At 70.6% G+C, this 21,595-nt stretch carries 23 protein-coding genes; 7 read left to right on the top strand and 16 right to left on the bottom strand.

Features of this window, described 5'->3' with window-relative positions; translation table 11 throughout:
• Positions 1–79: 79 nt before the first annotated feature.
• A complete protein-coding gene (locus DEJ02_RS04410) occupies positions 80–781 on the bottom strand; it encodes an SDR family oxidoreductase (RefSeq protein WP_111032141.1) in 702 nt (233 codons plus the stop codon).
• Between the two features lie 95 nt (positions 782–876).
• Between DEJ02_RS04410 and DEJ02_RS04405 the strand changes: the two genes are divergently transcribed.
• Positions 877–1,272, top strand: a complete 396-nt coding sequence (locus DEJ02_RS04405) for a MerR family transcriptional regulator (RefSeq protein WP_071404104.1) — start codon at positions 877–879, stop codon at positions 1,270–1,272.
• Positions 1,273–1,365: 93 nt separating this feature from the next.
• Here the strand turns inward: DEJ02_RS04405 and DEJ02_RS04400 are convergent, their stop codons facing one another.
• From DEJ02_RS04400 to DEJ02_RS04365, 8 genes are all read right to left on the bottom strand, one after another.
• Positions 1,366–3,048 (bottom strand): CBM35 domain-containing protein, encoded by a 1,683-nt coding sequence (locus tag DEJ02_RS04400; RefSeq protein WP_111032140.1) that lies wholly within the window; start codon positions 3,046–3,048, stop codon positions 1,366–1,368.
• An 86-nt stretch (positions 3,049–3,134) separates the two neighbouring features.
• The gene (locus tag DEJ02_RS04395) at positions 3,135–4,412 is read right to left on the bottom strand and encodes a family 1 glycosylhydrolase (protein ID WP_111032139.1); all 1,278 of its coding nucleotides are present in this window, start codon (positions 4,410–4,412) and stop codon (positions 3,135–3,137) included.
• Positions 4,413–4,465: 53 nt separating this feature from the next.
• A complete protein-coding gene (locus DEJ02_RS04390) occupies positions 4,466–5,338 on the bottom strand; it encodes a carbohydrate ABC transporter permease (RefSeq protein WP_111032138.1) in 873 nt (290 codons plus the stop codon).
• A complete protein-coding gene (locus DEJ02_RS04385; protein WP_111032137.1) occupies positions 5,335–6,288 on the bottom strand; it encodes a carbohydrate ABC transporter permease in 954 nt (317 codons plus the stop codon). Before DEJ02_RS04385 ends, DEJ02_RS04390 begins: the two co-directional genes overlap by 4 nt.
• Before the next feature lie 25 nt (positions 6,289–6,313).
• Positions 6,314–7,579, bottom strand: coding sequence for an ABC transporter substrate-binding protein (locus DEJ02_RS04380; protein WP_111032136.1), 1,266 nt, complete (start codon positions 7,577–7,579; stop codon positions 6,314–6,316).
• A gap of 134 nt (positions 7,580–7,713) precedes the next feature.
• The gene (locus tag DEJ02_RS04375; RefSeq protein WP_111023453.1) at positions 7,714–8,724 is read right to left on the bottom strand and encodes a LacI family DNA-binding transcriptional regulator; all 1,011 of its coding nucleotides are present in this window, start codon (positions 8,722–8,724) and stop codon (positions 7,714–7,716) included.
• Positions 8,725–8,875: 151 nt separating this feature from the next.
• Positions 8,876–9,568, bottom strand: coding sequence for a DUF6766 family protein (locus DEJ02_RS04370; protein WP_258378656.1), 693 nt, complete (start codon positions 9,566–9,568; stop codon positions 8,876–8,878).
• A gap of 97 nt (positions 9,569–9,665) precedes the next feature.
• A complete protein-coding gene (locus tag DEJ02_RS04365) occupies positions 9,666–10,388 on the bottom strand; it encodes an SDR family NAD(P)-dependent oxidoreductase (protein ID WP_111032135.1) in 723 nt (240 codons plus the stop codon).
• A 138-nt stretch (positions 10,389–10,526) separates the two neighbouring features.
• Between DEJ02_RS04365 and DEJ02_RS18415 the strand changes: the two genes are divergently transcribed.
• The gene (locus DEJ02_RS18415; RefSeq protein WP_181440273.1) at positions 10,527–11,939 is read left to right on the top strand and encodes a hypothetical protein; all 1,413 of its coding nucleotides are present in this window, start codon (positions 10,527–10,529) and stop codon (positions 11,937–11,939) included.
• A gap of 25 nt (positions 11,940–11,964) precedes the next feature.
• On the opposite strand, the gene DEJ02_RS04355 is transcribed toward DEJ02_RS18415, so the two are convergent.
• Positions 11,965–12,678 carry an SDR family oxidoreductase gene (locus DEJ02_RS04355; protein WP_111032134.1) on the bottom strand — a complete coding sequence of 238 codons (714 nt, stop codon included), beginning with the start codon at positions 12,676–12,678 and terminating at the stop codon, positions 11,965–11,967.
• A 35-nt stretch (positions 12,679–12,713) separates the two neighbouring features.
• Positions 12,714–13,580, bottom strand: coding sequence for an SDR family oxidoreductase (locus tag DEJ02_RS04350; protein WP_181440272.1), 867 nt, complete (start codon positions 13,578–13,580; stop codon positions 12,714–12,716).
• A gap of 49 nt (positions 13,581–13,629) precedes the next feature.
• Between DEJ02_RS04350 and DEJ02_RS04345 the strand changes: the two genes are divergently transcribed.
• Positions 13,630–14,205, top strand: a complete 576-nt coding sequence (locus tag DEJ02_RS04345) for a TetR/AcrR family transcriptional regulator (RefSeq protein WP_111028855.1) — start codon at positions 13,630–13,632, stop codon at positions 14,203–14,205.
• A 36-nt stretch (positions 14,206–14,241) separates the two neighbouring features.
• On the opposite strand, the gene DEJ02_RS04340 is transcribed toward DEJ02_RS04345, so the two are convergent.
• Positions 14,242–14,874 carry a TetR/AcrR family transcriptional regulator gene (locus tag DEJ02_RS04340; RefSeq protein WP_111032132.1) on the bottom strand — a complete coding sequence of 211 codons (633 nt, stop codon included), beginning with the start codon at positions 14,872–14,874 and terminating at the stop codon, positions 14,242–14,244.
• Positions 14,875–14,960: 86 nt separating this feature from the next.
• Between DEJ02_RS04340 and DEJ02_RS04335 the strand changes: the two genes are divergently transcribed.
• Genes DEJ02_RS04335 through DEJ02_RS04325 form a run of 3 tightly spaced genes read left to right on the top strand, consistent with a single transcriptional unit; the run spans position 14,961 to position 17,758 of the window.
• Complete coding sequence (locus DEJ02_RS04335) at positions 14,961–15,818, top strand: alpha/beta fold hydrolase (protein WP_181440271.1); 858 nt, start codon at positions 14,961–14,963, stop codon at positions 15,816–15,818.
• 46 nt (positions 15,819–15,864) lie between these two features.
• Positions 15,865–16,860: an NADP-dependent oxidoreductase gene (locus tag DEJ02_RS04330; RefSeq protein ID WP_111032130.1), complete on the top strand. Its 996-nt coding sequence runs from the start codon at positions 15,865–15,867 to the stop codon at positions 16,858–16,860.
• A gap of 43 nt (positions 16,861–16,903) precedes the next feature.
• Positions 16,904–17,758, top strand: coding sequence for an alpha/beta fold hydrolase (locus tag DEJ02_RS04325; RefSeq protein WP_111032129.1), 855 nt, complete (start codon positions 16,904–16,906; stop codon positions 17,756–17,758).
• Positions 17,759–17,779: 21 nt separating this feature from the next.
• Here DEJ02_RS04325 and DEJ02_RS04320 read toward each other — a convergent pair whose 3' ends face one another.
• Positions 17,780–18,379 carry a TetR/AcrR family transcriptional regulator gene (locus DEJ02_RS04320; protein WP_111032128.1) on the bottom strand — a complete coding sequence of 200 codons (600 nt, stop codon included), beginning with the start codon at positions 18,377–18,379 and terminating at the stop codon, positions 17,780–17,782.
• Positions 18,380–18,514: 135 nt separating this feature from the next.
• Here DEJ02_RS04320 and DEJ02_RS04315 point away from each other — a divergent pair, with 135 nt between their 5' ends.
• Entirely contained in the window at positions 18,515–18,847 is a 333-nt protein-coding gene (locus DEJ02_RS04315; RefSeq protein WP_111032127.1) for a DUF4190 domain-containing protein, read from the top strand.
• A gap of 81 nt (positions 18,848–18,928) precedes the next feature.
• On the opposite strand, the gene DEJ02_RS04310 is transcribed toward DEJ02_RS04315, so the two are convergent.
• The 3 genes from DEJ02_RS04310 to DEJ02_RS04300 all read right to left on the bottom strand — a co-directional run bounded on the left by DEJ02_RS04310 (position 18,929) and on the right by DEJ02_RS04300 (position 21,463).
• On the bottom strand, positions 18,929–19,498 hold the full coding sequence (locus tag DEJ02_RS04310; protein ID WP_027466883.1) for a manganese efflux pump MntP family protein: 570 nt from the start codon (positions 19,496–19,498) through the stop codon (positions 18,929–18,931).
• A gap of 229 nt (positions 19,499–19,727) precedes the next feature.
• Positions 19,728–20,582 (bottom strand): LamG domain-containing protein, encoded by an 855-nt coding sequence (locus tag DEJ02_RS04305; RefSeq protein ID WP_111032126.1) that lies wholly within the window; start codon positions 20,580–20,582, stop codon positions 19,728–19,730.
• Complete coding sequence (locus DEJ02_RS04300) at positions 20,579–21,463, bottom strand: S26 family signal peptidase (RefSeq protein ID WP_111032125.1); 885 nt, start codon at positions 21,461–21,463, stop codon at positions 20,579–20,581. The genes DEJ02_RS04305 and DEJ02_RS04300 overlap by 4 nt, the downstream gene beginning before the upstream one ends.
• Positions 21,464–21,595: the final 132 nt, after the last annotated feature.

Here is a 21,595-nt window from a genome sequence, read left to right as displayed (position 1 = left end):
CGGGGTCCATGCTCGCCGATGACCACGCAGCGGGTCCAGGACTGCGCTGCGGGGACACACCCCCAGTCAGGGGCGGCGCTCAGGCCATCTGCGCGTAGAAGCGCTCCGGCGCATCGGCGAGCGACGCCTTCACCATCCGGCTCCAGTCGTCGACGAGCACCTCGGCCACGCCACGCTCCACACCGTCGAGTGCCGCTCGGGCCACGTCCGTCGGGTCGGTCTTCGGACCGTCGTAGTCGCCCATCATGTCGGTGTCGGCCGCACCGAGGTGGAGTCCCTGCACGCTGATGCCCCGGTCGGCGAGCTCGAGGCGGACGGCGTTCGTCATGTTCCACTCAGCCGCCTTCGCCGCGGCGTAGCCACCCGCGCCGGGCGCCGCGAACCACGACAGGGCCGACAGCACGTTGACGATCGCGCCGCCGCCGTTCCGCTCGATCACCGGTGCGAAGGCGCGGATCATCGACAGGCTGCCCCAGAAGTGCGTGTCCATGGCCTTCCGGACGATGGTCAGGTCGTCGGTCACCAGGGAGCCCTGCGTCGAGATGCCGGCGTTGTTCACGAGCAGCGTCACGTCGCCCGCGGCGGCGGCCACCGCGTCGACCGAGGCCTGGTCGGTGATGTCGAGGGGCAGCGCGACGACGCCCTCGACGTCGACGAGTTCGGGGCGGCGTGCGGTTGCGTAGACCTTCGACGCCCCGCGCTCCAGCAGCTCCAGGGCGAAGCGGCGTCCGATGCCCCGGTTCGAGCCGGTGACGAGTGCGACCGATCCAGCGATCTCCATGGTGTCTCCTCCTGCCGCGCGGGTGTCTCCCGCAGCGGCTCGGCTACGCTAAGACCTCACATCCATGTCAGGGGCAAGCCCCGGATCGGAGCACCATGCGCATCGGTGACCTCGCGGCAGAGACCGGCGTCAGCGTCCGCTCGCTGCGGTACTACGAGGAGCAGGGGCTGCTCACCGCGTCGCGCACCGCGAGCGGGCAGCGGGTCTACACGGACGCCGCCGTCGAGCGGGTCCAGCTCGTGCAGCAGCTGTTCGCCGCCGGGCTCGCGAGCCGCACGATCGTGCAGCTGCTGCCCTGCGTCGACCGCGGGGAGTCGACACCGGAGTCGTTCGCGCTGCTCATCGCGGAGCGGGACCGGATCACCGCGCAGCTGGCCGAGCTCGAGGCGGTCCGGGGGCGGCTCGACCAGGTCATCGCGATCACCGAGCACCCCACCGCCGAGCACTGCCCGGCACTGCGTGACCGGCCTGCGGAGCCGGTCGCGGCCTGAGACGCGGCACCGGGACGGACTGGAGGCCCGTGGCGGGTCCGCCACGGGCCTCCAGTCCGCATCCTGGTCACGACCAGGGCCGCGGATGCGGCGTCAGGGCTGGAACACCTGGATCTGGTCCAGCTCGGCGAACCCGGTCCCCTTGGTGAAGGTGAGCGTGTTCGCGCCGGCCTTCAGCGTGACCGTCTTCTGCGCCCATCCGAACCGGCCCCAGTTGACGGTCGGCGCGTAGCTGACCGACCCGGCCGAGGCGCCGTTGACCGCGAGCGCGTGCGTGCTCGTCGCACCCGTGCCGTTGTCGTACCGGACGTTCACCGTGTACGTCCCCGCGGTCGCGGCCTGCACCGTGAACTGCACGGAACTCGTCGCGTTGTTGATGTTGCCGACCTTCGCGCCGCCCACCGCGTCGGCCTGCGTGACGGTGCTCGTGTCGTTCCGGGCCGCGGACTCGGCCTCGTACCGCTGCGCGTTGATCGGGATCGACCCGACCCGCACGTCGTTGTACGTGGTGGTGAGGTTCTCGACGTTCGTCGCCTGGTACAGCGTCTTGCCGTCGGCGCTCGAGTCGAAGCCCTGGGCGAAGCCGCTGAACGTCCCGCCCTCGGCATCCCGCGCGTCGTACGTCACCGCGTACGGCAGCTGCTCCCACGAACCCGTGCCCTGGTTGCGGTTCACGACGAAGTTCTGGCCGCCGTCGATGTTGCCCGCGCTGTCGAGGGACCACTTGGACGAGACGACGATCATGCCGTTGGCGTTGCCGGCGGTCGGCACCCAGCGCACCTCGGGCGACGACCCGACCCCACGGCCGTCCGGCAGCGCGATCTTGGTGCCGATGCTCGTCTCGGGGCTCCAGTTCAGACCGTCCGGTGAGGTCTTGAAGTACACCGGCGCCGTGTTGTTCGTCTGGCTCGGGCGGTTCACGACCTCGAACGTCGCCACGTAGTTGCCGTTCGGAATCCTCGTCACCGTGATCATGCCCGGACGGTCGCTCTTGTTGGTCGGTGCGGACACGTTGACCAGGGGACCCCAGGTCAGGCCGCCGTCCGTGGAGCGCCGGTAGCTGACGGCCTGCAGGACGTTGTTCGCCTTCTGCCGCTCGTCCGAGAAGTAGGTGACCAGCCCGCCGTTCGCGTCGACGGCGACGGACGGCTCCCACACCGTCGAGGTGGTCGAGGTCGGGCTCGGGTCGTAGGTGGCCGGACCGCCGGTGTCGACGGTGCTCACGAAGGACCAGGTCAGCCCGTGGTCGAGGCTCTTGTACATGACCAGTCGGCTGCTCGAGCGGTCGGTGGGCATGATCATGCCGCTCAGCAGCAGCGTGCCGGCCGGCATCGTGCCGAGCTGGACCGGGGTCTCGTACAGCGAGGGCTGCGCGGTGCGGGTGAGGGTCGGGAACTGCGTGCTCGGCTTGACCGTGGCGACGCGGCTCCACGAGGTGCCGTTGTCCGTGCTCCGGTAGATCGGGTAGACCTGCACGCCGTTCTCGAGCACGAGCTGGTCGAAGGTGACGAACTGCTGGCCGTTGGCCGACCCGCTGTTCTTCAGGACGATGTTCTTCGCGTAGGTGGTGCCGGCAGCGCGGCCGCCCTCGGGGTTGAACGAGGAGCCCGCTGCCGGCGAGTACACGAGGGCTCCGTTGCCGGTCGTGACCGCCTGGGCGGGGAGGGGGCCGGTGACACCGGCGACGAGGGCTGCCGCGGCGGCGGCAGCGGTGACGACGAGCGCGAGCGTTCGGCGTCGACGAGGCGCCGGAGCGGCGCCGAGGCGGAGGGACATGGTGCTCCGTTCGGTAGGTGGTGCAGTGGTGGTGCGCGGAGGCGGACTGGAGGCGCGGGACCGACCCGACCCGCGCCTCCCGCCCGTCACGGGGTCGCGGACAGGGCCGCTGCCACGGCCCGTTCCTGTCGCGTGTGCGCAGCGAACGCGTCGGCGACCGGGTTGCGGCGACGGTCGAGGCCGCCGGCGCCGTCCTCGACGAGGTCGAAGAGGCCCATCGTGAGCAGGTGCTCCTGGCGTGGGGCGTCCGTGTGCCGCCAGGTCCACTCGTACATGTCGAACAGCGGCCACCAGGTGTAGCCGACGACCGGCACCCCCTCGTCGCGGAGCTCCCGCACGGCCGTGACCGACGCGTCCAACCAGCCGATGCGCTCCTCGACCGAACCGGTGACGCACGTCTCCGTGAGCATGACCGGGGCGCCGTAGCGCTCGGCGTAGGTGGTGAGCACGTCGCGGAGCCCCTCGACGCCCGTGTCCTCGTAGGGCCGCGGGTCGGCGAACCCGCCGCCGTGGTGCACCCCCGCCTCGAACACCTCGGTGGAGTGCAGCGGGTAGTAATTGACGCCCATCACGTCGGGCCGGACCGCGTGCTGCTGGAACCAGTCGAGGTCGGCGTCGGTGACGCCCCCGGACCGGAGCCGACCGACCAGGGGGTGCGCGTCGTCGACGCCCCCGGTGACCAGGTCCTCGACCAGGAACGTCTGGGCGCGCAGGCGCGCGACCGTCTCGCGGTGTTCCGGGGCCTCGACGTCGCCCACGTACCGGATGCCGGCGTCCACGTGCACGAAGGTGGCGGCGTCTCCGAGCTCACGCGTGATCGCGTGCTGCGTCGAGACGAACCCCTTGGCCAGGGCGGACGCGATCCGGGCCGACCCCTCGGCGCCGGTCAGGTACGGGGGCCAGTAGCCGTACTCACCCGAGAACAGGGCGTGGATGACGGGCTCGTTGACGGGCGTGTAGTCGGTGGCGACGTCCCCGTACCGCGCCGCGAACCGGGCGGCGTACTCGGTGACGTGCGCCGGGTAGTCGGGGTGGGCGAACTGCCCGTCGAGCCAGAGCGGTGTGCCGTAGTGCAGCAGGTCGACCACGGGCCGCAGGCCGGTCTCGCGGAACCGCGCCATGACGCCGTCCACCCACGACCAGTCCCAGACGCCCGGCTCGGGGGCGACCCGGTACCAGGGCACGCCCCAGCGGAGCAGCTCGGCGCCGACGTCGACCGCCAGCCCGAGGTCGGCGGCGTACTGCCGGTAGTGGTCGGTCAGCTCGTACTCGTCGATGGGCCGTTCACCCGGTCGGGCCTGCGGGACGAAGGTGTCCTCGATGCCCAGGGCGAAGTGCAGCCTGCCGTCGTCGGACCAGTGCATGGTGTCTCGTTTCGTGGTGGGCACGGCCGCTCCGGGCTCGTGCGGTGTCGTCGTCACTTGAGCCCGGTGCTGGCGACGCTCTCGATGAAGCGGCGTTGCACGAGCAGGAACATGACGGCGAGGGGCAGCACGGCGATCAGGGCGCCGGCCATCATCACGCCCTGCGGGATGATCCCGCCGGGTCCGGTCAGCAGGGTGAGGCCGGACGTGATGGTCCCCATGTCCTGGTCGGTGGTGAACACCAGCGGCCAGAGCAGGTCGTTCCAGTTGTTGACGAAGGTGAAGATGCCGAGGGTGAGCAGGGCGGGGACGGCGTTCGGCAGGACGACGCTCCGGAAGATCCGCCACTCCGAAGCCCCGTCGATCCGCGCCGCGTTGTCCAGGTCGCGGGGGAGCGACACGAAGAACTGCCGCAGGAAGAAGATCCCGAAGGCGTCGGCCGCCCGAGGAGCGATGAGCCCCGCGAACGTGTTCACCCACCCGAGGTCGGACACCAGTTGGTAGATCGGGATGAGCGTCGCCTGGAACGGGATCATCAGGCTGGCGACGATCACGATGAGCAGCACCTTGCTGCCCCGGAAGTCGAGCCGTGCCAGGGCGTAGGCGGCGAGCGCGTCGAACGCCAGTGCGAACACCGTCACACCGCCGGCGAAGGCGAAGCTGTTCAGGATGAGCCGCCCGAACGGCAGCTGCGTGAAGATCGCCCGGAAGTTGTCGAGCGTCCAGGTGTGCGGGAACAGCGTCGGCGGGTAGGCGTTGACCTCGCTCGCCGGCTTGAACGCGGTGAACACGATCACGAGCACGGGGAGCAGCACCGCCAGGGTCACGACGCCCACGGCTGCGAAGCCGAGCCACCGCATCGACGGCTGTCGCCGGGCCACGGTGCGACGGCGCACGGCGGTCGCGGGACGGGGGAGCGCGGTCATGATGCGGTGTCCTCTCCGCGCTTCCCGAAGAACAGGAACTGCACGAGGCTGAGCAGCAGGGTCGCGAGGAGCAGCACGTACGCCAGGGCGCTCGCGAACCCGAGGTCGAGGTCCTTGAAGCCGGACTGGTAGATCTGCATGACGATCGTCTCGGTCGACCGGTACGGACCACCGCCGGTCAGGACGTAGATCTGGTCGAACGCCTGCAGCGCGGCGATGAGGGCGACGATCACGACGAACGCCATCGTGTTGCTCAGCATCGGGAAGGTGACGTTCGCGAACCGCTGGCGGCCGTTCGCGCCGTCGAGCTGCGCGGCCTCGTACAGGCTCGTGGGGATCTCCTGCAGCCCGGCCAGGAAGATCACCATGTAGAAGCCGAAGTTCTTCCACACGGCCACGAGCACCACGGTGGGCATCGCGAGCGTCGGGTCCTGCAGCACGTTGCCGAGCCGGATGCCGACGAGCTGCAGCCAGTGGTTCAGCAGGCCGATCTGCGGGTCGAGCAGGTACGACCACGCGAACGCGGCGACGGCCAGGGACACGATGAACGGCAGGAACAACGCCGACCGGAAGAACCCGCGGAACGGCAGGGCCGGGTGGTTCAGCACGAGGGCGAGCACCAGGGCGACGACGATCGCGACGGGGGTGAAGAGCACCGAGTAGAGCGCGGTGTTGCCGATGGACCGCAGGACGTCGGGGTCGGTGAAGACCCGGACGTAGTTCGCGAAGCCGATGAACGACGGGTCTCCGAACCCGCTGGCGTCGGTGAACGACAGCCGGAGCGCCGAGAGCATCGGCCAGAGCACGAACGCCCCGAGGATGACGATCGCGGGTGCGAGGAACCCGACGATGGTGGCGCGGCGGCGGAACGTGCCGTTCAGGGGCGATCGTCCGCCGAGCTGGCCCGGTGGTCGGTACCGACGGCGTCGGCCGAGTTGCTGCGTGGTCACGAGGGTCCTCCGAGGGCCGCTGTTGCTACTTCAGGGCCGACTGCACGTCGGCGTCGGCGGTGGCGAGGAGCGATCCGGGGTCCCCGCCCGCCATCGCCTTCTGGGTCGCGGTGTCCACGGCGGTGAGCACGTCAGCGCTGTCGACCACACCGGGCAGGAGCGGGACCGTGGTGCCCGGCAGCCCGGTGAGCGTCGCGACGGTCGGGTTCTCGTCGACGTCCGCGGCGGTGACGTCGGTGCGGAGCGGCGGCCAGCCGGACCCGAGGGCCCACTTCGTCGCGACGGACTGCTCGTTGAAGTAGCGCAGGAACCGCTCGGCTGCGGCCTGCTTCGCGTCGTCGGTCTGGGCCGTCACACCGAGCGAGATGCCGATGGCCGAGGCCACCTGTGCCTTCGGGCCCGCGGGGATCGCGGCGATGCCGTAGTCGATGTCCGACGCCTTCGCGACACCGGCCATCCAGGGGCCGCCGATCTCCATGGCGGTCTTGCCGGCCGTGAAGAGCTTGTCCGCGGCGATGCCGTCGACACCGGTCGGCGAGATCTTGTCGTCGCGCACCGCCTTCGCCCAGTACTCGAGCGTCTCGGCGTTCGCGGCGGAGTCGATGGTGGACTTCGTGCCCGCCTCGTTCGTGATCGATCCGCCGTTGCCGGCGAACAGGCTCGGCCAGATGCCGTTGCCGACGGTCTGGTGGTCCGGCAGCACGAGCCCGTACTGCTCGGGGGTGCCGTCGCCGTTCTCGTCCTTCGTGAGCTTCTTCGCGTCGGCAACCCACTCGTCCCAGGTGGTCGGGAAGGAGTCGATGCCGGCCGCTGCGAACAGCTTCTTGTTGTAGATCACGGAGAGCGGGACGAACCCGCTCGGCACGCCGTACTCCTTGCCGTCGACCCGTTCCATCGCGACGGCCTGTTCCTTCAGGTCCCCGGTGTTGTTGGCGTCGTCGGCGTAGAAGTCGCTGAGGTCGACCAGCGCCTTCTTCTGCGCGTAGACCGGCAGCCGGTCGGAGGTCATCGCGACGAGGTCCGGGCCCTTCTTCGCGGACAGGGCGGGGAGCATCGTGTCGTCGATCACGGCCCAGGTCTTCGTCTGGGTCGTGATCGTGACCTTGTCCTGCGAGGCGTTGAAGTCCTTGACGATGCCGTCCAGGACCTTGCCGTCGGCCTCGGTGTAGCCGTGCCAGAACGTCAGGTCGACGTGGCCGCCGTCACCCGACGATCCGGGGGAGCCGGCGCACCCGGCGAGGGAGAGCGACGCCGCTGCTGCGAGCGCGACGACCGCGATGTGCTTCTTCATCGAAAACCTGCCATCCGTCCGGCACGTCGGTGTGCGGACCTCGTCCATCCCGGATTTACACCGGTGTAAATGTGGACAGTAGCCGGTGCTCGACCGCCCGGTCAAGGGGTCGGGGAGCACCCGTGGTCAACGGGTCAGGCAGCAACCGGACGCAACGGTCCGGACGACGCCCGGACGACGAGTGCGTGCGGGGAGCGCAGCACCCCCGGCGTCGCCGGGGCGCCCTCCTCGAGCTGGGCGACGAGCACCCCGACCGCCGTCGCCGCGACGCGGTCCAGGTCGGCCGACACCGTGGTCAGCGCCGGGGTCGAGTACGCCGACTCCTCGATGTCGTCGAACCCGACGACCGCGACGTCGTCCGGCACGGTCCGGCCCGCGAGCTGCAGGGCACTCATCGCCCCGAGCGCCAGCGCGTCGTTGCAGCAGACGATCCCGTCGACCGGCACGCCGGCGTCGAGGAGCTGCCGTGCAGCCGCCGCTCCCTCGGCCCGGTGCCACAGCGCGGTCGGCACCACCCGCTCGGGCGCGAACGGCAGGCCGTGGTCGTCGAGTGCCTCGCGGTAGCCCCGCAGTCGCTCCTGCGCCGTGCGCACGGGTCCCGACGGGTCGGAGCCGATGAACGCGATCGACCGACGACCGGCGTCGAGCAGATGCGCGGTCGCGTCCCGCAGCGCGTCCGCGTTCGACATCGCGATGAACGGCACGGGGGCGTCCGGGATCGGCTCACCGAGCACGACGAGGGGGAACTTCACCTCGAGTGCGGCGGCGTCGCTCGGCCGGACGGTCAGCGGGCTGTAGATGATGCCGTCGATCGAGTGCTCGCGCATCCGGGTGATCGCGTCCGCCTCGCGCACGCCGCTCGCGGTCTGCTCGATGAGCACCGTGTACCCCACGGCTCCGGCAGCGCGGATGACCGCGTCGGCGAGTTCGGCGAAGTACGCCTGCCGCAGTTCCGGCACCGCGAGCCCGAGCACCTTGGAGCGTCCGGCGCGGAAGTTCCTTGCCGAGACGTTGAGCTCGTAGCCGAGCTCGTCGACGGCGGCCATCACGCGGTCACGGGTGCGGACGGAGACGTGCTCGTAGCCGGACAGCACGTTCGAGACGGTCTTCTTCGAGACACCCGCCACGGCGGCGACGTCGCTCATCGTGGGCGGAGAGCGGTGCCCCTGCGCCATCGGGCGCCCCCTCTCACGTGCGGACTGCGTTCGGCAGGAACCTACCGCACCAGCGTGGTGCGGACCGGACGGGAGGCCCGTGGCGGGCCCGCCACGGGCCTCCTGTCCGGGCTCGGCCGGCTCAGGCGCCGGTCTGCTCCGTCGGCGCCGCCACGGGCTTCGACTGGCTCGACCCTCGTTGCCGCAGGGACACGGTGGCGATCACCATCACCGAGATGACCAGGAACTCCGACTGCCAGTTCTGCATCGACTCGAACCAGAACTGGCTCGTGCCCAGGTATCCCCACGCCGAGACCACGCTGTCACCGTGTTCGAGCTGCTCCTCGTTGTAGGCCGCAGCGCCACCGATCACGTGCCCGACGACACTGCCGAGGAACAGCACCGCGAACAGGATCAGCAGCGAGTTCTCGTACAGCACGAGCACGATCCCGCCCCGGCGCACCGGCCACGGGGCCTTCGGGTCGTCGGCGTGCTTCCGGGGGTCCTCGTCCTGCGGGCTCTGTTCGTCCAGGGGCTCGGACTCGCTCGACCCCTTCTGGAACAGGAACACCGTGAACACGATGTACGCGCCCATCTGCAGGAACTCGCTCTCCCAGTTCTCGAAGGTGGCCTCGGCGAAGTCGCCGCTCGTCAGGAAGCCCCAGAGCGACACGGCCGCCTCGCCGTGCTGGAGTGCGTCTGCCGCGGACACCCGCCACCCGGCGAACACCATGCCGACGAAGCACACGACGAAGACGGCGACGTTCGCGAGGAGCAGGCCGTGCCGTCGGACGCGCTGCCACCCACTCGATCCGTTGTGCAGGCCGAGGGTCACCGGGTCCTCCGTTCGTCGTGTCGACGCCATCCTCGTCCGGGCGCGACGAACGCCTTCGCAGGAGCACCGGACCGGTCGCGGCGGTTCCGTCAGCGACTCAGAGCGTGATGCCGGTGGCCTCGGCGAGCGCGGCGAGCAGGTCGGTGCGGAACCGCTGGTCGGCCACCGCCGGGTGCGGTTCCTGCCGCTCCCCGTGGAACCAGTAACCGCCCGTCACGGTTTGGTTCGGGTCGGTCGCGAGCGTCTCCTGCGTGCGGTGTCCGAGCTCGAAGTCGTCCGGAGCGCCGGCCCCGCCCATCTTGGTCGCCACCCAGCCCGGGTCGACGGCGTTGCTCAGCACGCCCGGGCGCCGGAGCGGCACCTCGGCGGCGAGCGCCGTCACGAACAGCTTCGTGTCGGAGTACGAGTTCGTCTCCGAAGCGCCGGTCCAGTCGACGGTGTCCAGCAGCGGGCGGCCGCCCCGGTGCATCCCGCTGCTCAGGTACACGTGCCGCTCCGGCGAGCGCAGCAACGCGGTGAACAGGTAGGGCGCCACGACGTTGACGGGCACCAGGGAACGGCCCGAGATCACGCCGGCGTTGTGCACGACGGCGTCGAGCGGGGTGCCGGCGTCGAGTTCCCGGGCGGTGGCGATCACGGCGTCGCGGTCCGCCAGGTCGGCGACGACGAGTTCGGCGCCGCGCTCCACCAGGTCGGCGACCGCCTCGGCGCGGGCCGTGTTGCGCGCGTGGACGACGACGTCGTGCCCGCTGCGGAGCAGCGAGTCGGCGGTTCCCCGCCCGAGGCCGTCGGTGGATCCGGTGACGAGGATGCGTGCCATCCGCCCATCATGCGCCCGACCGCTGCGGCGGGTCCGGCAGGTGGACCGGGAACGGGCGGACGGGAGGCGCGGTGCGGGCCCGCCACGGGCCTCCCGGCTGTTCACCGGCCGGCTACAGGGCCGCGGTACGGTCGCTGCATGAGCAGCTTCCTCGAGCCCGTCGACGCCGTCGGCGTCGGTGACGCGACGATCGTGCCGGACGCCACGCGACCGGTCGCGGCGGTCGTCACGGGCGACGACGTGCGGTGGGTGACGTGGCCGGACGCCCCGTTGCCGGACGGTGCGGTCGACGAGGTCGGGGTCCTCGCGACCGACGAGGGGGCTTGGGTGGTCTACGTGTCGCGCGAGGACGCTGAAGGCGACCTCGACACAGAGTCGCGGACGGCCGTGCACGTCACGCCGACCGGGGTGACGTGCGCGGTCGACCTCGGTGATCGACGCGTGCTCGGGGCGGACGTCGAGGGGTTGTGGATCGGCGACCCGCGTGACGCGTCGATGTGGATGGGTGAGGACGAGGACGAGGACCCCGAGGACGAGGGCCTCGAGGATCCGGAGGACGACGACGGGGACTCGGACGACCCGCTCGACGGCGTCGACCCGGAGACCCTGCCGTGGGCGCCGTCGGAGCCGTTCTGGCCGTCGCCGGAGGAGTGGGCGGCGACGCTGGCGGCCGGCGAGGAGCCGGAGGACGACGACCCCGAGCTGCTGGACGAAGACGATCACGACGTCCGCCCCCGCTACTTCTGGAGTGCCGGACCCGACGCCGACGACGAGGACGACTTCCCTCGCCGGTCGGGACCACCGGCCGATCCCGCGCCACCCTTGCCGACCCCGCCGACCGAGCTCGTGCTCGTCCGGACCGACGGCAGCCGGACGACGATCACCGTCGACCACCTGGTCGAGGACGTCCGCCGCACCGGCTCGGTCCTCACCATCCGGTACATGCCCACCGGACCCCGGCGCACGCCCGATCTGACGGGCGGGTTGACCTACCACTACGACGCTCGGGAGGTCGACCTCGACGTCGCTGCCGGCCTACCCAGCGCCGTCACCACCGATGACCTGCCGTCCCGCCCCGCGAGCGACGAGGACGATACGTCGTGGGAGGACGAACAGGAACGTCTGGAAGCAGCCCTCGCACCGTGGGCGGAGCGCTTCGACCTGACCGACGTCGAGGGCGCGCACTGGCCGTTGCACGACCTGGACGCTGCCGCACGGGAGCGCGCGGTCGCGGACCTCGTGGACGTGTTCGAGGCCCTCGACCAGCCCGGCATCCTGTGGACCCGCGACCACCCGGAGCCCCGCCGGTCGGCGAGTGACTACCGGGCGGTCGAGGTCACCGTCGAGGGGGAGTGGCCGGCGACCGAGCTCGTGGTGTCGTTCGAGCACCGCGCCGTGCCGTACCTGCGGCTCCGTCGGCGCTACCGGGTGTTCGACGACGCCGGGCACGTGGAGGACTGGACCTACGTCACGGTGCACCTGGAGGAGGAGATCGCCACCGGCCACATCGCTGACCGGTCGGACGCGGTGGACGGGGTGCTCGACATCTGACGGGCTCGCCCTGCCGGGCCGTCGGTCAGGGCGTCTCGTGGGCGAGCTCGGGGTAGAGCGCCTCGATCGGTGCTCCCAGGTTCGCTTTCACGTGCGCGCTCAGGTCGTCTGCGATGACCTCGTACTCGTCCTGCTCGACGCCGTCCAGCACCATCTCCGCGACGGCTGCCGGGGACGTCTTCGCGGCGTCGGTGTGCGCAGCCATCCGCGTGTCCACGTACCCGACGTGCACGCCCGTCACGAGCACCCCAGCCGGCGCGAGTTCGAGTCGGAAGGCGTTGGTGGCAGCCCAGAGTGCCGCTTTCGACGCACTGTAGGAGCCGCCGTACGCCAGCCAGCTGGCGACGGAGTGGATGGTGACGAGTGCTGTGCTGCGGGCCGCGACCAGGAGCGGTGCGAACGCCTGTGCGACCTGGACCGGTGCGAAGAAGTTGCTCTCCATCACCTGCCGCAGGTCCCGCTCGTCCAGGTCGAGCATGCTCGCCGTGGGCGGGAGAACGCCCGCGTTGTTGATCACGACGGTGACGTCCTGGGCTGCGGCGACGGCGGCCGCGATCGAGGAACAATCGGTGACGTCGAGCCGCAGCGGCACGATGCGAGGGTCGTCCCAGTCGCGGGGTGTGCGTGCGGTCGCGTAGACCTTGGCGGCGCCGCGTTCGAGCGCGACACGGACGAGTTCGGTGCCGATCCCGCCGTTCGCTCCGGTGACCAGGACGACGGCGTCGTTGAGAGAGGGCATGGGGTCTGCTTCCTGTCGAGTGGGGAGGACGATGATCAGCGGGCGGAGGGCAACAGCGGGCGGAGTGCGCGGACGAGCACGCGGTCGAGGGCACGGTCCGGGAGGATCCGGGCCAGTCGGGTGAGGAGCGCCGCGTCACGCCCGATCGTGTACCGGGTCTTCGGGCGCGGGTGGGTCGCGGCAGTCACGATGGTCTCCGCCGCGACGGCAGCGGTGACCCCGTCGCGCAGGAAGGTGTCCGACTGGGCGAGGATCGCGTGGATCAGCCCGCCGTACCGACGCTGCTGGTCCGGGGTCATCGCGTCGGCCAGGCGCCGCGCGGTCGTGCCACCGCGCCCCACCATCTCGGTCTTGACTGCTCCGGGCTCCACGATCACGACTCCCACGCCGTCTGCCGCGAGCTCTCGGCGGAGTGCGTCGCTGACGGCCTCGAGCGCGAACTTCGACCCGGAGTACGCGCCGTAGGTCGGCTGGGCCAAGCGACCGCCGAGGGAGCTCATCATGACGACACGACCACGGCTCCGGAGCAGCGCGGGCAGCAGGGCCTGCGTCACGGCGATGTGGCCGAAGAAGTTCACGTCGAACTGGCGCCGCCACTCGTCCATGGGGAGCACCTCGACCGGCGCGTTCACCGCGATGCCCGCGTTGTTGACCACGGCTGCCAGCGGGTGACCGTCCGCGTCGACCACGGCGGCGAGTTCCGCGATCTGCGCGGGGTCGGTGATGTCGAGGATGACGGGGCGCACGGTCGCGGACTGCAGGGCTTGGCCGTCCTCGGGCCGTCGGACACCGGCGAGCACACGGTGGCCCCGGGCAGCGAGCGCACGGACGGTCGCTGCACCCATGCCGGTCGAGGCTCCGGTCACGACGAAGAGCGAACCAGTTTCAGTTGACGTTGTCATCTGGGTAACGTAGCACTTCGGATGACATTGTCAACTGTATGATCGTGGGATGGTCAGCCGAGCAGAATCCGCTGCGATCACGCGCCGTTCGCTCCTCGATGCCGCCAGGTCGCTGCTCGACGAGGGCGGGCCGCAGCGTGTCACCCTCCGCGAAGTGGGGAACCGAGCCCAGGTGTCCCGTGGTGCCGCGTACCGGCACTTCGCGGACAAGGAGAGCCTGCTCGCCGCGGTCGGCGCCGAGAGCTGGGACCGCATCGCCGAGGAGCTCGCACAGATCGGGGCGGGGGGACACCGGTCGTCCGAGGCCGTCCTCCGGGCGGCACTCGAGGCCCTGATGACGGTGGCGAAGGACGAGCCGGAGGTCTACCGGATGATGTTCACCCTGCCGGCCAACGACCCGGACGAAGCCATCGCCGCTGCAGCGCGGGCCCAGGCCGAGTTCCTGGCCATCGTGGGTGACGTGGTCGGCACCGAGCGAGCACACCTCTACGGCGCGATGCTGCTCACGAGTGCGCACGGGATCGCCAGCATGGACGCGAGCGGACACTTGTCACCGCAGATGTGGCAGACGACGCCGGACGAGGTGGTCGCCGCGCTGGTCCAGCTCGTCGCAGAACGGTCCTGAACCGGGCGGCTCCGGACTCACCGGCGAGCGCAGTGCTCACCGTGCCGCACGCCCACTCATGTGGCGTGCGGGTCCGAGGACCACGGTGGTCTGGGCACTGAGGTCCTGCAGCAGCTCCTCGGTCGACAGTCCCTGGTGGACGGTGGCGGTCAGCCCGATGTGCAGCACGGCGGTGACCACCCGGGCGAGCACCGGGGCGTCGACGGTCGTGACCCGGGCGTGCCGCTCGAGCACCGCGGCCACCCCGTCCTCGAGACGCTGGGCCAGGGCGAGTCCGCGGTGCCGGTTCGGTTCCGCCGGGTCGCCGAACACCAGCTCGTGCAGGTAGGTCCGACCGTTCTCGGGATGCTCCCGGACACAGCGCACCACCGGTCCGAGCAGCGCGAGCACGACCGGCACGGCACCGGCATCGTCGGGGGCTGCCGCGACCGCCACGAGACCGTCGTCGATCGCCGTTGCGAACCGCTCGTTCTGCACCATGATCAACAGCTCGGCCTTGGTCGCCGCGTACCGGAACAGGGTGCCGACGGCGACGTCCGCCCGGTCGGCGATCTGCTGTGTGGTGACACCGCTGACGCCCCGCTCCAGGAACAGGGTGCGTGCGGCATCGAGGATGCGCCGGGTCTTGTCCTGCCGTCCGCGTTCCCGCCGACCGAGGGTGGATTCCATCGCGCTCCTTGACAACTTTAATGAGTATGCTCATTATTGAGCATACTCGGACATGCCGAGTCGCACCACACGAGACGAGGACGGCGATGGACGACGAGCCGCACACCGAGCGCACCATGTCGACGACGACCCGCGCGATCGCCGTCCCGGGCGGAACCGTCCTGGCCCGCACACTCGGCAGCACCACCGCGGGCATCCCGCTCGTCGTCCTGACCCACCTCGCCGCCAACCTCGACAGCTTCGACCCCGAGCTCGTCCAGCCGCTCGCCGAGCACGGTGGCGTGGTCCTGCTCGGCTACCGCGGAGTCGGCGGCGCCGAAGGACGCGCCCGCGACTCGATCGAGGAGATGGCCACCGATGCCCTCGCAGCGATCCGGGCACTCGGTCTCGACCGGATCGACCTGTTCGGGTTGTCGATGGGCGGGATGGTCGCGCAGGAGATCGTCGAGCGCGCCCCCGGCCTCGTGGAGCACCTCGTGCTGGCCGGATCAGGACCGGCTGGCGGGCCCGGTCTCGCACACATGACCGGTGTCGTCGTCCGCACGATCCTGCGGGGACTGGTCACCGCCACCGATCCCACGACCCTGCTGTTCTTCACCAGGACACCGGCAGGACGCCGTGCCGCTGCCGACTACCGGGCACGACTCGCCCGTCCGCGTGCCGACCGAGACCGTGCGGTGAGCCCCACCGTGTTCCGGGCACAACTCCGCGCGGTCCGCCGGTGGGGCGATCGGCCCCTCGTGCCGACGCCGTCCGGGTTCACCGGGCCCGCGTTGCTCGTGCACGGCGACTCCGACCGGATGGTCCCGGTCGCCAACGTCGACGTCCTGCGCGATCGGTTCCCGCACGCCTCGGTGCGGATCGTCCCCGACGCCGGGCACGGCGTCGTCTCCCAGGACCGGACGGCCGTCGTCGACGCGGTCCGCGACCTGCTCGGCCAGTAGCCCCCAGTACCCCCCATACCCTCACGACCACAGGAGCACCAGACCCATGCGCGCGTTCATCTTCGACGACTACAAGCAGCCCCTCCACGGAGCCGACGTCCCCGAGCCGGTGGTCGGCGACCACGACGTGCTCGTCGCGGTCGCCGCCGCCGGGCTCAACCAGCTCGACGAGAAGCTCCGGCTCGGCGAGTTCAAGCTGATCCTGCCGTACAGGACCCCGCTGACCCTCGGGCACGACGTCGCCGGCACGGTCATCGCCGTCGGTGCCGCGGTCCGCCGGTTCGCCGTCGGCGACGAGGTCTTCTCGCGACCGCGTGACCACCGCATCGGCACCTTCGCCGAGCGCATCGCCATCGACGAGTCCGACGTCGCACACGCCCCCGCGAACACGAGTCCGGTCGAGGCCGCGTCGCTCCCGCTCGTCGCCCTGACCGCGTGGCAGGCCCTGGTCGAGCGCGGAGACGTGCAGGCCGGGCAGAAGGTCCTGATCCACGCGGGCTCGGGCGGCGTCGGCACGATCGCGATCCAGCTCGCCAAGCACCTCGGTGCACACGTCGCCACGACCGCGTCGGCCGCCAACGGCGACTTCGTCCGCAAGCTCGGCGCGGACGTCGTCATCGACCACCGCACGCAGGACTTCGCCCAGGAGCTCTCCGGGTACGACCTCGTCCTCGACAGCCTCGGCGGTGAGAACCTCGAGCGGTCCCTCACCGTGCTGCGACCGGGTGGCAAGGCGATCAGCATCAGCGGCGCCCCCGACCCCGCCTTCGCGCGGGCGGCCGGGCTGAACCCCGTCCTCCGCCTGGTCATCGCCGCCATCAGCCGGAAGATCCGCCGCCGGGCGAAGCGGCTCGGGGTGACCTACGAGTTCCTGTTCATGCGCGCCGACGGGCAGCAGCTCCGCCGGATCGCCGACCTGGTCCGCGACGACGTCATCCGGCCGGTCGTGGGTGCCACGTTCCCCTTCGACGAGACCCCGCAGGCACTCGAGTCGATCACCACGAGCCGGGTGCGCGGCAAGACCGTCGTCACCGGCGCCTGAGCACCTTCCCCTCCACGCACCACCTGACGAACGGACCACGACCATGCACGACGCAGCAGCACCCGTCACCTCCTACGCACTGGCACCGGCGAAGACCGTGCAGGCCGGCGGGATCACCTTCGCCTACCGCGAGCTCGGCCCGGTCGAGGACGTCCCCGTCGTGTTCTTCGTGCACCTCGCCGCGACCCTGGACAACTGGGACCCGCGCATCGTGGACGCGATCGCCGCGCACCGGCACGTGATCACGTTCGACCAACAGGGTGTCGGCGCCTCGTCGGGCACGGTGCCGCGGACGATCGAAGCAGCAGCTGACGACGCGCACGCCTTCATCACCGCGCTCGGGTACGACCAGGTCGACGTGTTCGCGTTCTCGATGGGCGGGATGATCGCGCAGGACCTCGTCGTCGCGCACCCGGGTCTCGTCCGGAAGCTCGTGCTCACCGGCACCGGACCCCGCGGCGGGAAGGACATGGACAAGGTCGTCACCACCACGTACTTCGACGTCCTCCGTGCCACGCTCACCCGGTCGGACCCGAAGGAGTTCCTGTTCTTCAACCGGGACGCCGTCGGCAAGCGCGCTGCCAAGGCGTTCCTCGCGCGGCTGCAGGAACGCACCGTCGACCGTGACGCACCCATCGGCCTGCGGGCGTTCGGGACCCAGCTGCAGGCCATCAAGCGCTTCGGCCGCTCGACGCCGTCGGACCTGTCCGTGATCACGCAGCCCACGCTCATCGCCAACGGCGACCACGACCGGATGGTGCCGTCGGTCCTGTCCGAGGACCTGCACCGCCGCATCGCCGGCTCAGAGCTGGTCATCTACCCGAACTCCGGCCACGGCGGGGTGTTCCAGTACTGGGAGCAGTTCGCTCAGGTCGCGGCGGAGTTCCTGCGGCGCTGACCCCGGCGCGCACTGCACCGATCAGCTCGGCAGGACCGCCCCGACCTGTGCGCGGATCGTCGCCACCACCTCGGCGACGCTCGTGCCCGGGTCGGCGCTGGACACCATCGTCACGAACAAGACCGCGGAGACGACGTGCGCCAGGGTCGCCGCCCGGTCCTCGTCGAGACCGCCGTGCTCCGCGATGAGTCCCGCCACCGTGCGCTCGGTCTCGCCCGCGATCGTCAGGGCCTCGGCGTGGTTCGGTTCGCCCGGGTCACCGAACGCCATCTCCCGCAGGTAGGTGCGTCCGTTCTCCACCTGCACCCGGTTGCACGCGACCACCGGTTCGACCAGGGCGACCACGGCGTCGACGAGCGTGGGTGCGTCGGCTGCGGCCCGTCGCCCCAGCTCGAGGGCCTCGCGGTAGTGCTCGTTCTGCACGAGCAGCAGCAGTTCGCCCTTGTTCTTGACGTACAGGAAGAGCGTGCCGGCACCGATGTCGGCACGTTCGGCGATCTGCTGCGTGGTGACCTCGTCGACACCCTGCTCGGCGAACAACTCCTTCGCCGCAGCGACGATGCGCTCGAGCTTGACCTGCTTGTTCCGCTCGCGTCGTCCGGACGGCTGGGTCACCTGCACGACTGCTCCTCCGGGTCCGGGAACGCCCCTCGGGCGACGGGGCACCGACAATCATCCCAGGCCACGAAGCGTGCGGCCCGCTGGTCCTGTACGTTTCCTGTGTAGACATCCCCTGACCAGAGAGGACGCGGCGCCATGAGTGACGGCACGCCCCAGTACAACCAGCAGAACCCGAACCCCTACGCCGCCGGCGGGCAGCCCTACGGCGCTCCGATGCAGCCGTCGTCCGACCGCTTCAACGTCATGGCGATCGTCGGGTTCGTCCTGGCCTTCGTGGTGAACATCGCCGGCCTCGTGGTGTCGATCATCGCGCTCTCGCAGATCAAGAAGACCGGGGAGCGCGGCCGCGGTCTGGCCCTCGCCGGCATCATCATCAGCGCCCTGTCGCTCGTGTTCGGCATCATCTGGGTGATCTTCGTGATCGCTGTCGTCGCGAACGCTCCGGCGGGCAGCATGGGCAGTTACTGACACCCACCAGCACCAGAACGGAGGCCCGTGGCAGCTCGCCACGGGCCCCCCGTCTGTCCGGTGTCGGTTCCGAGCGTGGCCTCAGCCGATGACGCCGGTGTGCTCGAGCACGATGTTCAGACCGATAAGGATCAGGACGACGCCACCCGCGATCTCCGCCGGCTTGCCGAAACGGGCACCGACACGACGACCGACCAGGACCCCGACGAACGACAGCACCGCGGTGGTGATCCCGATGAGCAGCACCGCGCCGCCGATCGAGACGGGCAGGAACGCCAGGGTGACGCCCACCGCCAGGGCGTCGATGCTGGTCGCGACCGCCAGCACGAGGAGTTCCCGGACCGGCAGCCGATCGGTGTCCTGCTCGGTGTCCTCGTGCTTCGAGAACGCCTCCCACAGCATCTTCCCGCCGATCAGCGCGAGCAGCCCGAACGCGACCCAGTGGTCGAAGGCCGCGATGTACTGCGCGAACGCCGACCCGAGCAGCCAGCCGAGCAACGGCATCACCGCCTGGAACACCCCGAACGTGAGCGCGATCACGATCGCGTGCCGCACGTCGAAGCGCTTCATGTGCAGGCCCTTGCCGAGGGCGACGGCGAAGGCGTCTGCGGAGACGCCGAGCGCGATGAGGAAGAGGGCCCAGAAGGACATGGGGGTGCGCCTTTCGAGACGGTCGGATGGAGACTCCGACGTCTCAGGACCTGACGATCCTGGCACGGTCCCGGGCACGAAAATGCCTGATCAGCGGGATTCGTCGCCCCGAATCCGCGGGTTGGTGGGCCCGGTCCGCCAACCCGGCCCACGTTCTCGACGTGACCAGGGGACGGACTGGAGGCCCGTGGCGGCGGCGCGCTGCGCCTCCAGGCCGGCAGTCAGTGCGTCAGGAACCGGCGGCCGCGTGCGCGGCGACCTGGCTGGCCGTCAGTTCGGCGCCGTAGACGGCGGCGTACCGCATCGACCCGGTGAAGTACGGGTTGTTCGTGGAACCCGGCCACCCGCTGACGACGTCGTAGCCGACGCGGAAGTACCCGGTGAAGTTCTCGGGGCTCTTGAAGGCCGTGTTCGACGCGACGAGCGTGCCGTCGACGTACAGGCGCATGCCGTTGGTGGGCGACATCGTCGCCACCGTGTGGTGCCAGGCGCCGTCGTTGACAGCCGTCGGCGACGTGATGACCTGGGTGGCGCCGTTGTACGTGCCGAACGCGAGCTGGCCGGTCGTGGTCAGGTAGAGCTTCCGGTCGTGCTGGCTCGACGCTCCGGTCTGGCTGCTGCCGAAGCCGATGAGCATGCCGCCGGCGACCGTGGTGCGGAACCAGACCTCCTCGCTGAAGGTCGTGGGGTTGGCGTACGAGCGCGGGGTGGAGACGTAGCTCGTCGAACCGTTGAGCGCGTAGGCGCTCCCGCTGTCACGCGGGCAGGCGTTCGGGCTCGGCGTGGTCGCGGTCATGGTGCCCTGGTAGGTGCCGTTCGCGCCGCGGCCCGACCAGTCGGTGGCCGTCTTCGAACCCGAGGCCTCGGTCAGGCGGTAGGCGAACAGGGCGTTCGCGGTGTCCGCGCCGACGGCACCCGTGCACGTGAAGTACGGGGCGGTCGCGGCCGTGTTCGCACTGTTGGCCAGGCGTGCGGTGTAGGCCGAGCGGGTCGGGGCGAACTGGTTCAGCAGAACGACGACGGCCAGGGCGACCACGAGGAGGACGGCGACGACGCGACCGTCGCGCAGGCGACGGAGGATCACGAGGGACGCACCGCCTCGACGCGGCCGACCGCCAGGCACGCCACGAGCGGCACGAGGCACACGGCGAACAGGGCGACCCAACCCAGGGGGTCGAGGTCGATGTTCGACATGAGCTGGTAGTGCCCGTTCTTCGTCAGCTCGTGGATGACGACCTTGCCCATCTGGCCGTCGACCAGGTGGACGCTGTTGCCGCCTTGGGCGTCGACGCGGACCGGGAAGATCCCCGACGAGATGACGGTGGCCTCGACGCCGGTCGGGCTCGAGGTGTTCGTGATCGTCGTCACGTTGACGAACGGCTTGAACACGAACGCCGCGTACGCAACGGTGAGGGCGCTGCCCGCGATCCGCAGGCACGTGCGGGTCACCCGGTCGGTGAACGCGCTGGTCAGGGTCAGGATGATCAGCGTGCCGATGAGCAGGATCGGGGCGGCACGGAGCAGCCAGCCGATGCGCGGGACCAGGAGCGCGGGGGTGCCGATCACGTCGGCCTGGGTGAGCGTCCACGGGTCGGTCGCGCCGTTGACGTCACCGCGGGTGTGGATGCCGCCGTCCGCGTCGATCGAGACGATGCGGTGGGTGTAGACGACGTCCGGGTTGGCGGAGGTCTCGAACGAGACGATGTCGCCGACGCTGAGCGTGGCGACGTCCACCGGCAGGTCGAGCACGAGGGTGCCGACCGGGGCGGCTTCGCCCATCGAGGGGGTCTCGACGACGAACCAGCGGCCGCCGGCGGAGAGGAACAGGACGGCGGCGGTGAGGAGCAGTGCGGCGATCGCGGCGACCGACCAGGCGAGGACCGTCTCGGAGCGGGTGACCTGACGGCCGCGGAGGACCGGGCGGTCGAGCATGCCGCTGAGCGGGATCGCTGCGGTCTGGCTCATGGGCGCTGCTCCGGACGGTCGGGGTGGGGCGGTGGTGGGGCTGGTCGTGCTGGTCTTGCTGGTCTTGCTGGTCTTGCTGGGGTGGCGACGCTCGGCCGGAGGGGGGTCGGCCGAGCGTCGCCGGTCTGGGGG

The organism is Curtobacterium sp. MCLR17_042 (assembly GCF_003234695.1).
GTDB classification, from domain to species: Bacteria; Actinomycetota; Actinomycetes; order Actinomycetales; family Microbacteriaceae; genus Curtobacterium; species Curtobacterium flaccumfaciens.
The sequence above is the reverse complement of the archived record's forward strand: the minus strand, read 5'-3'. Positions and strand labels throughout refer to the sequence as shown.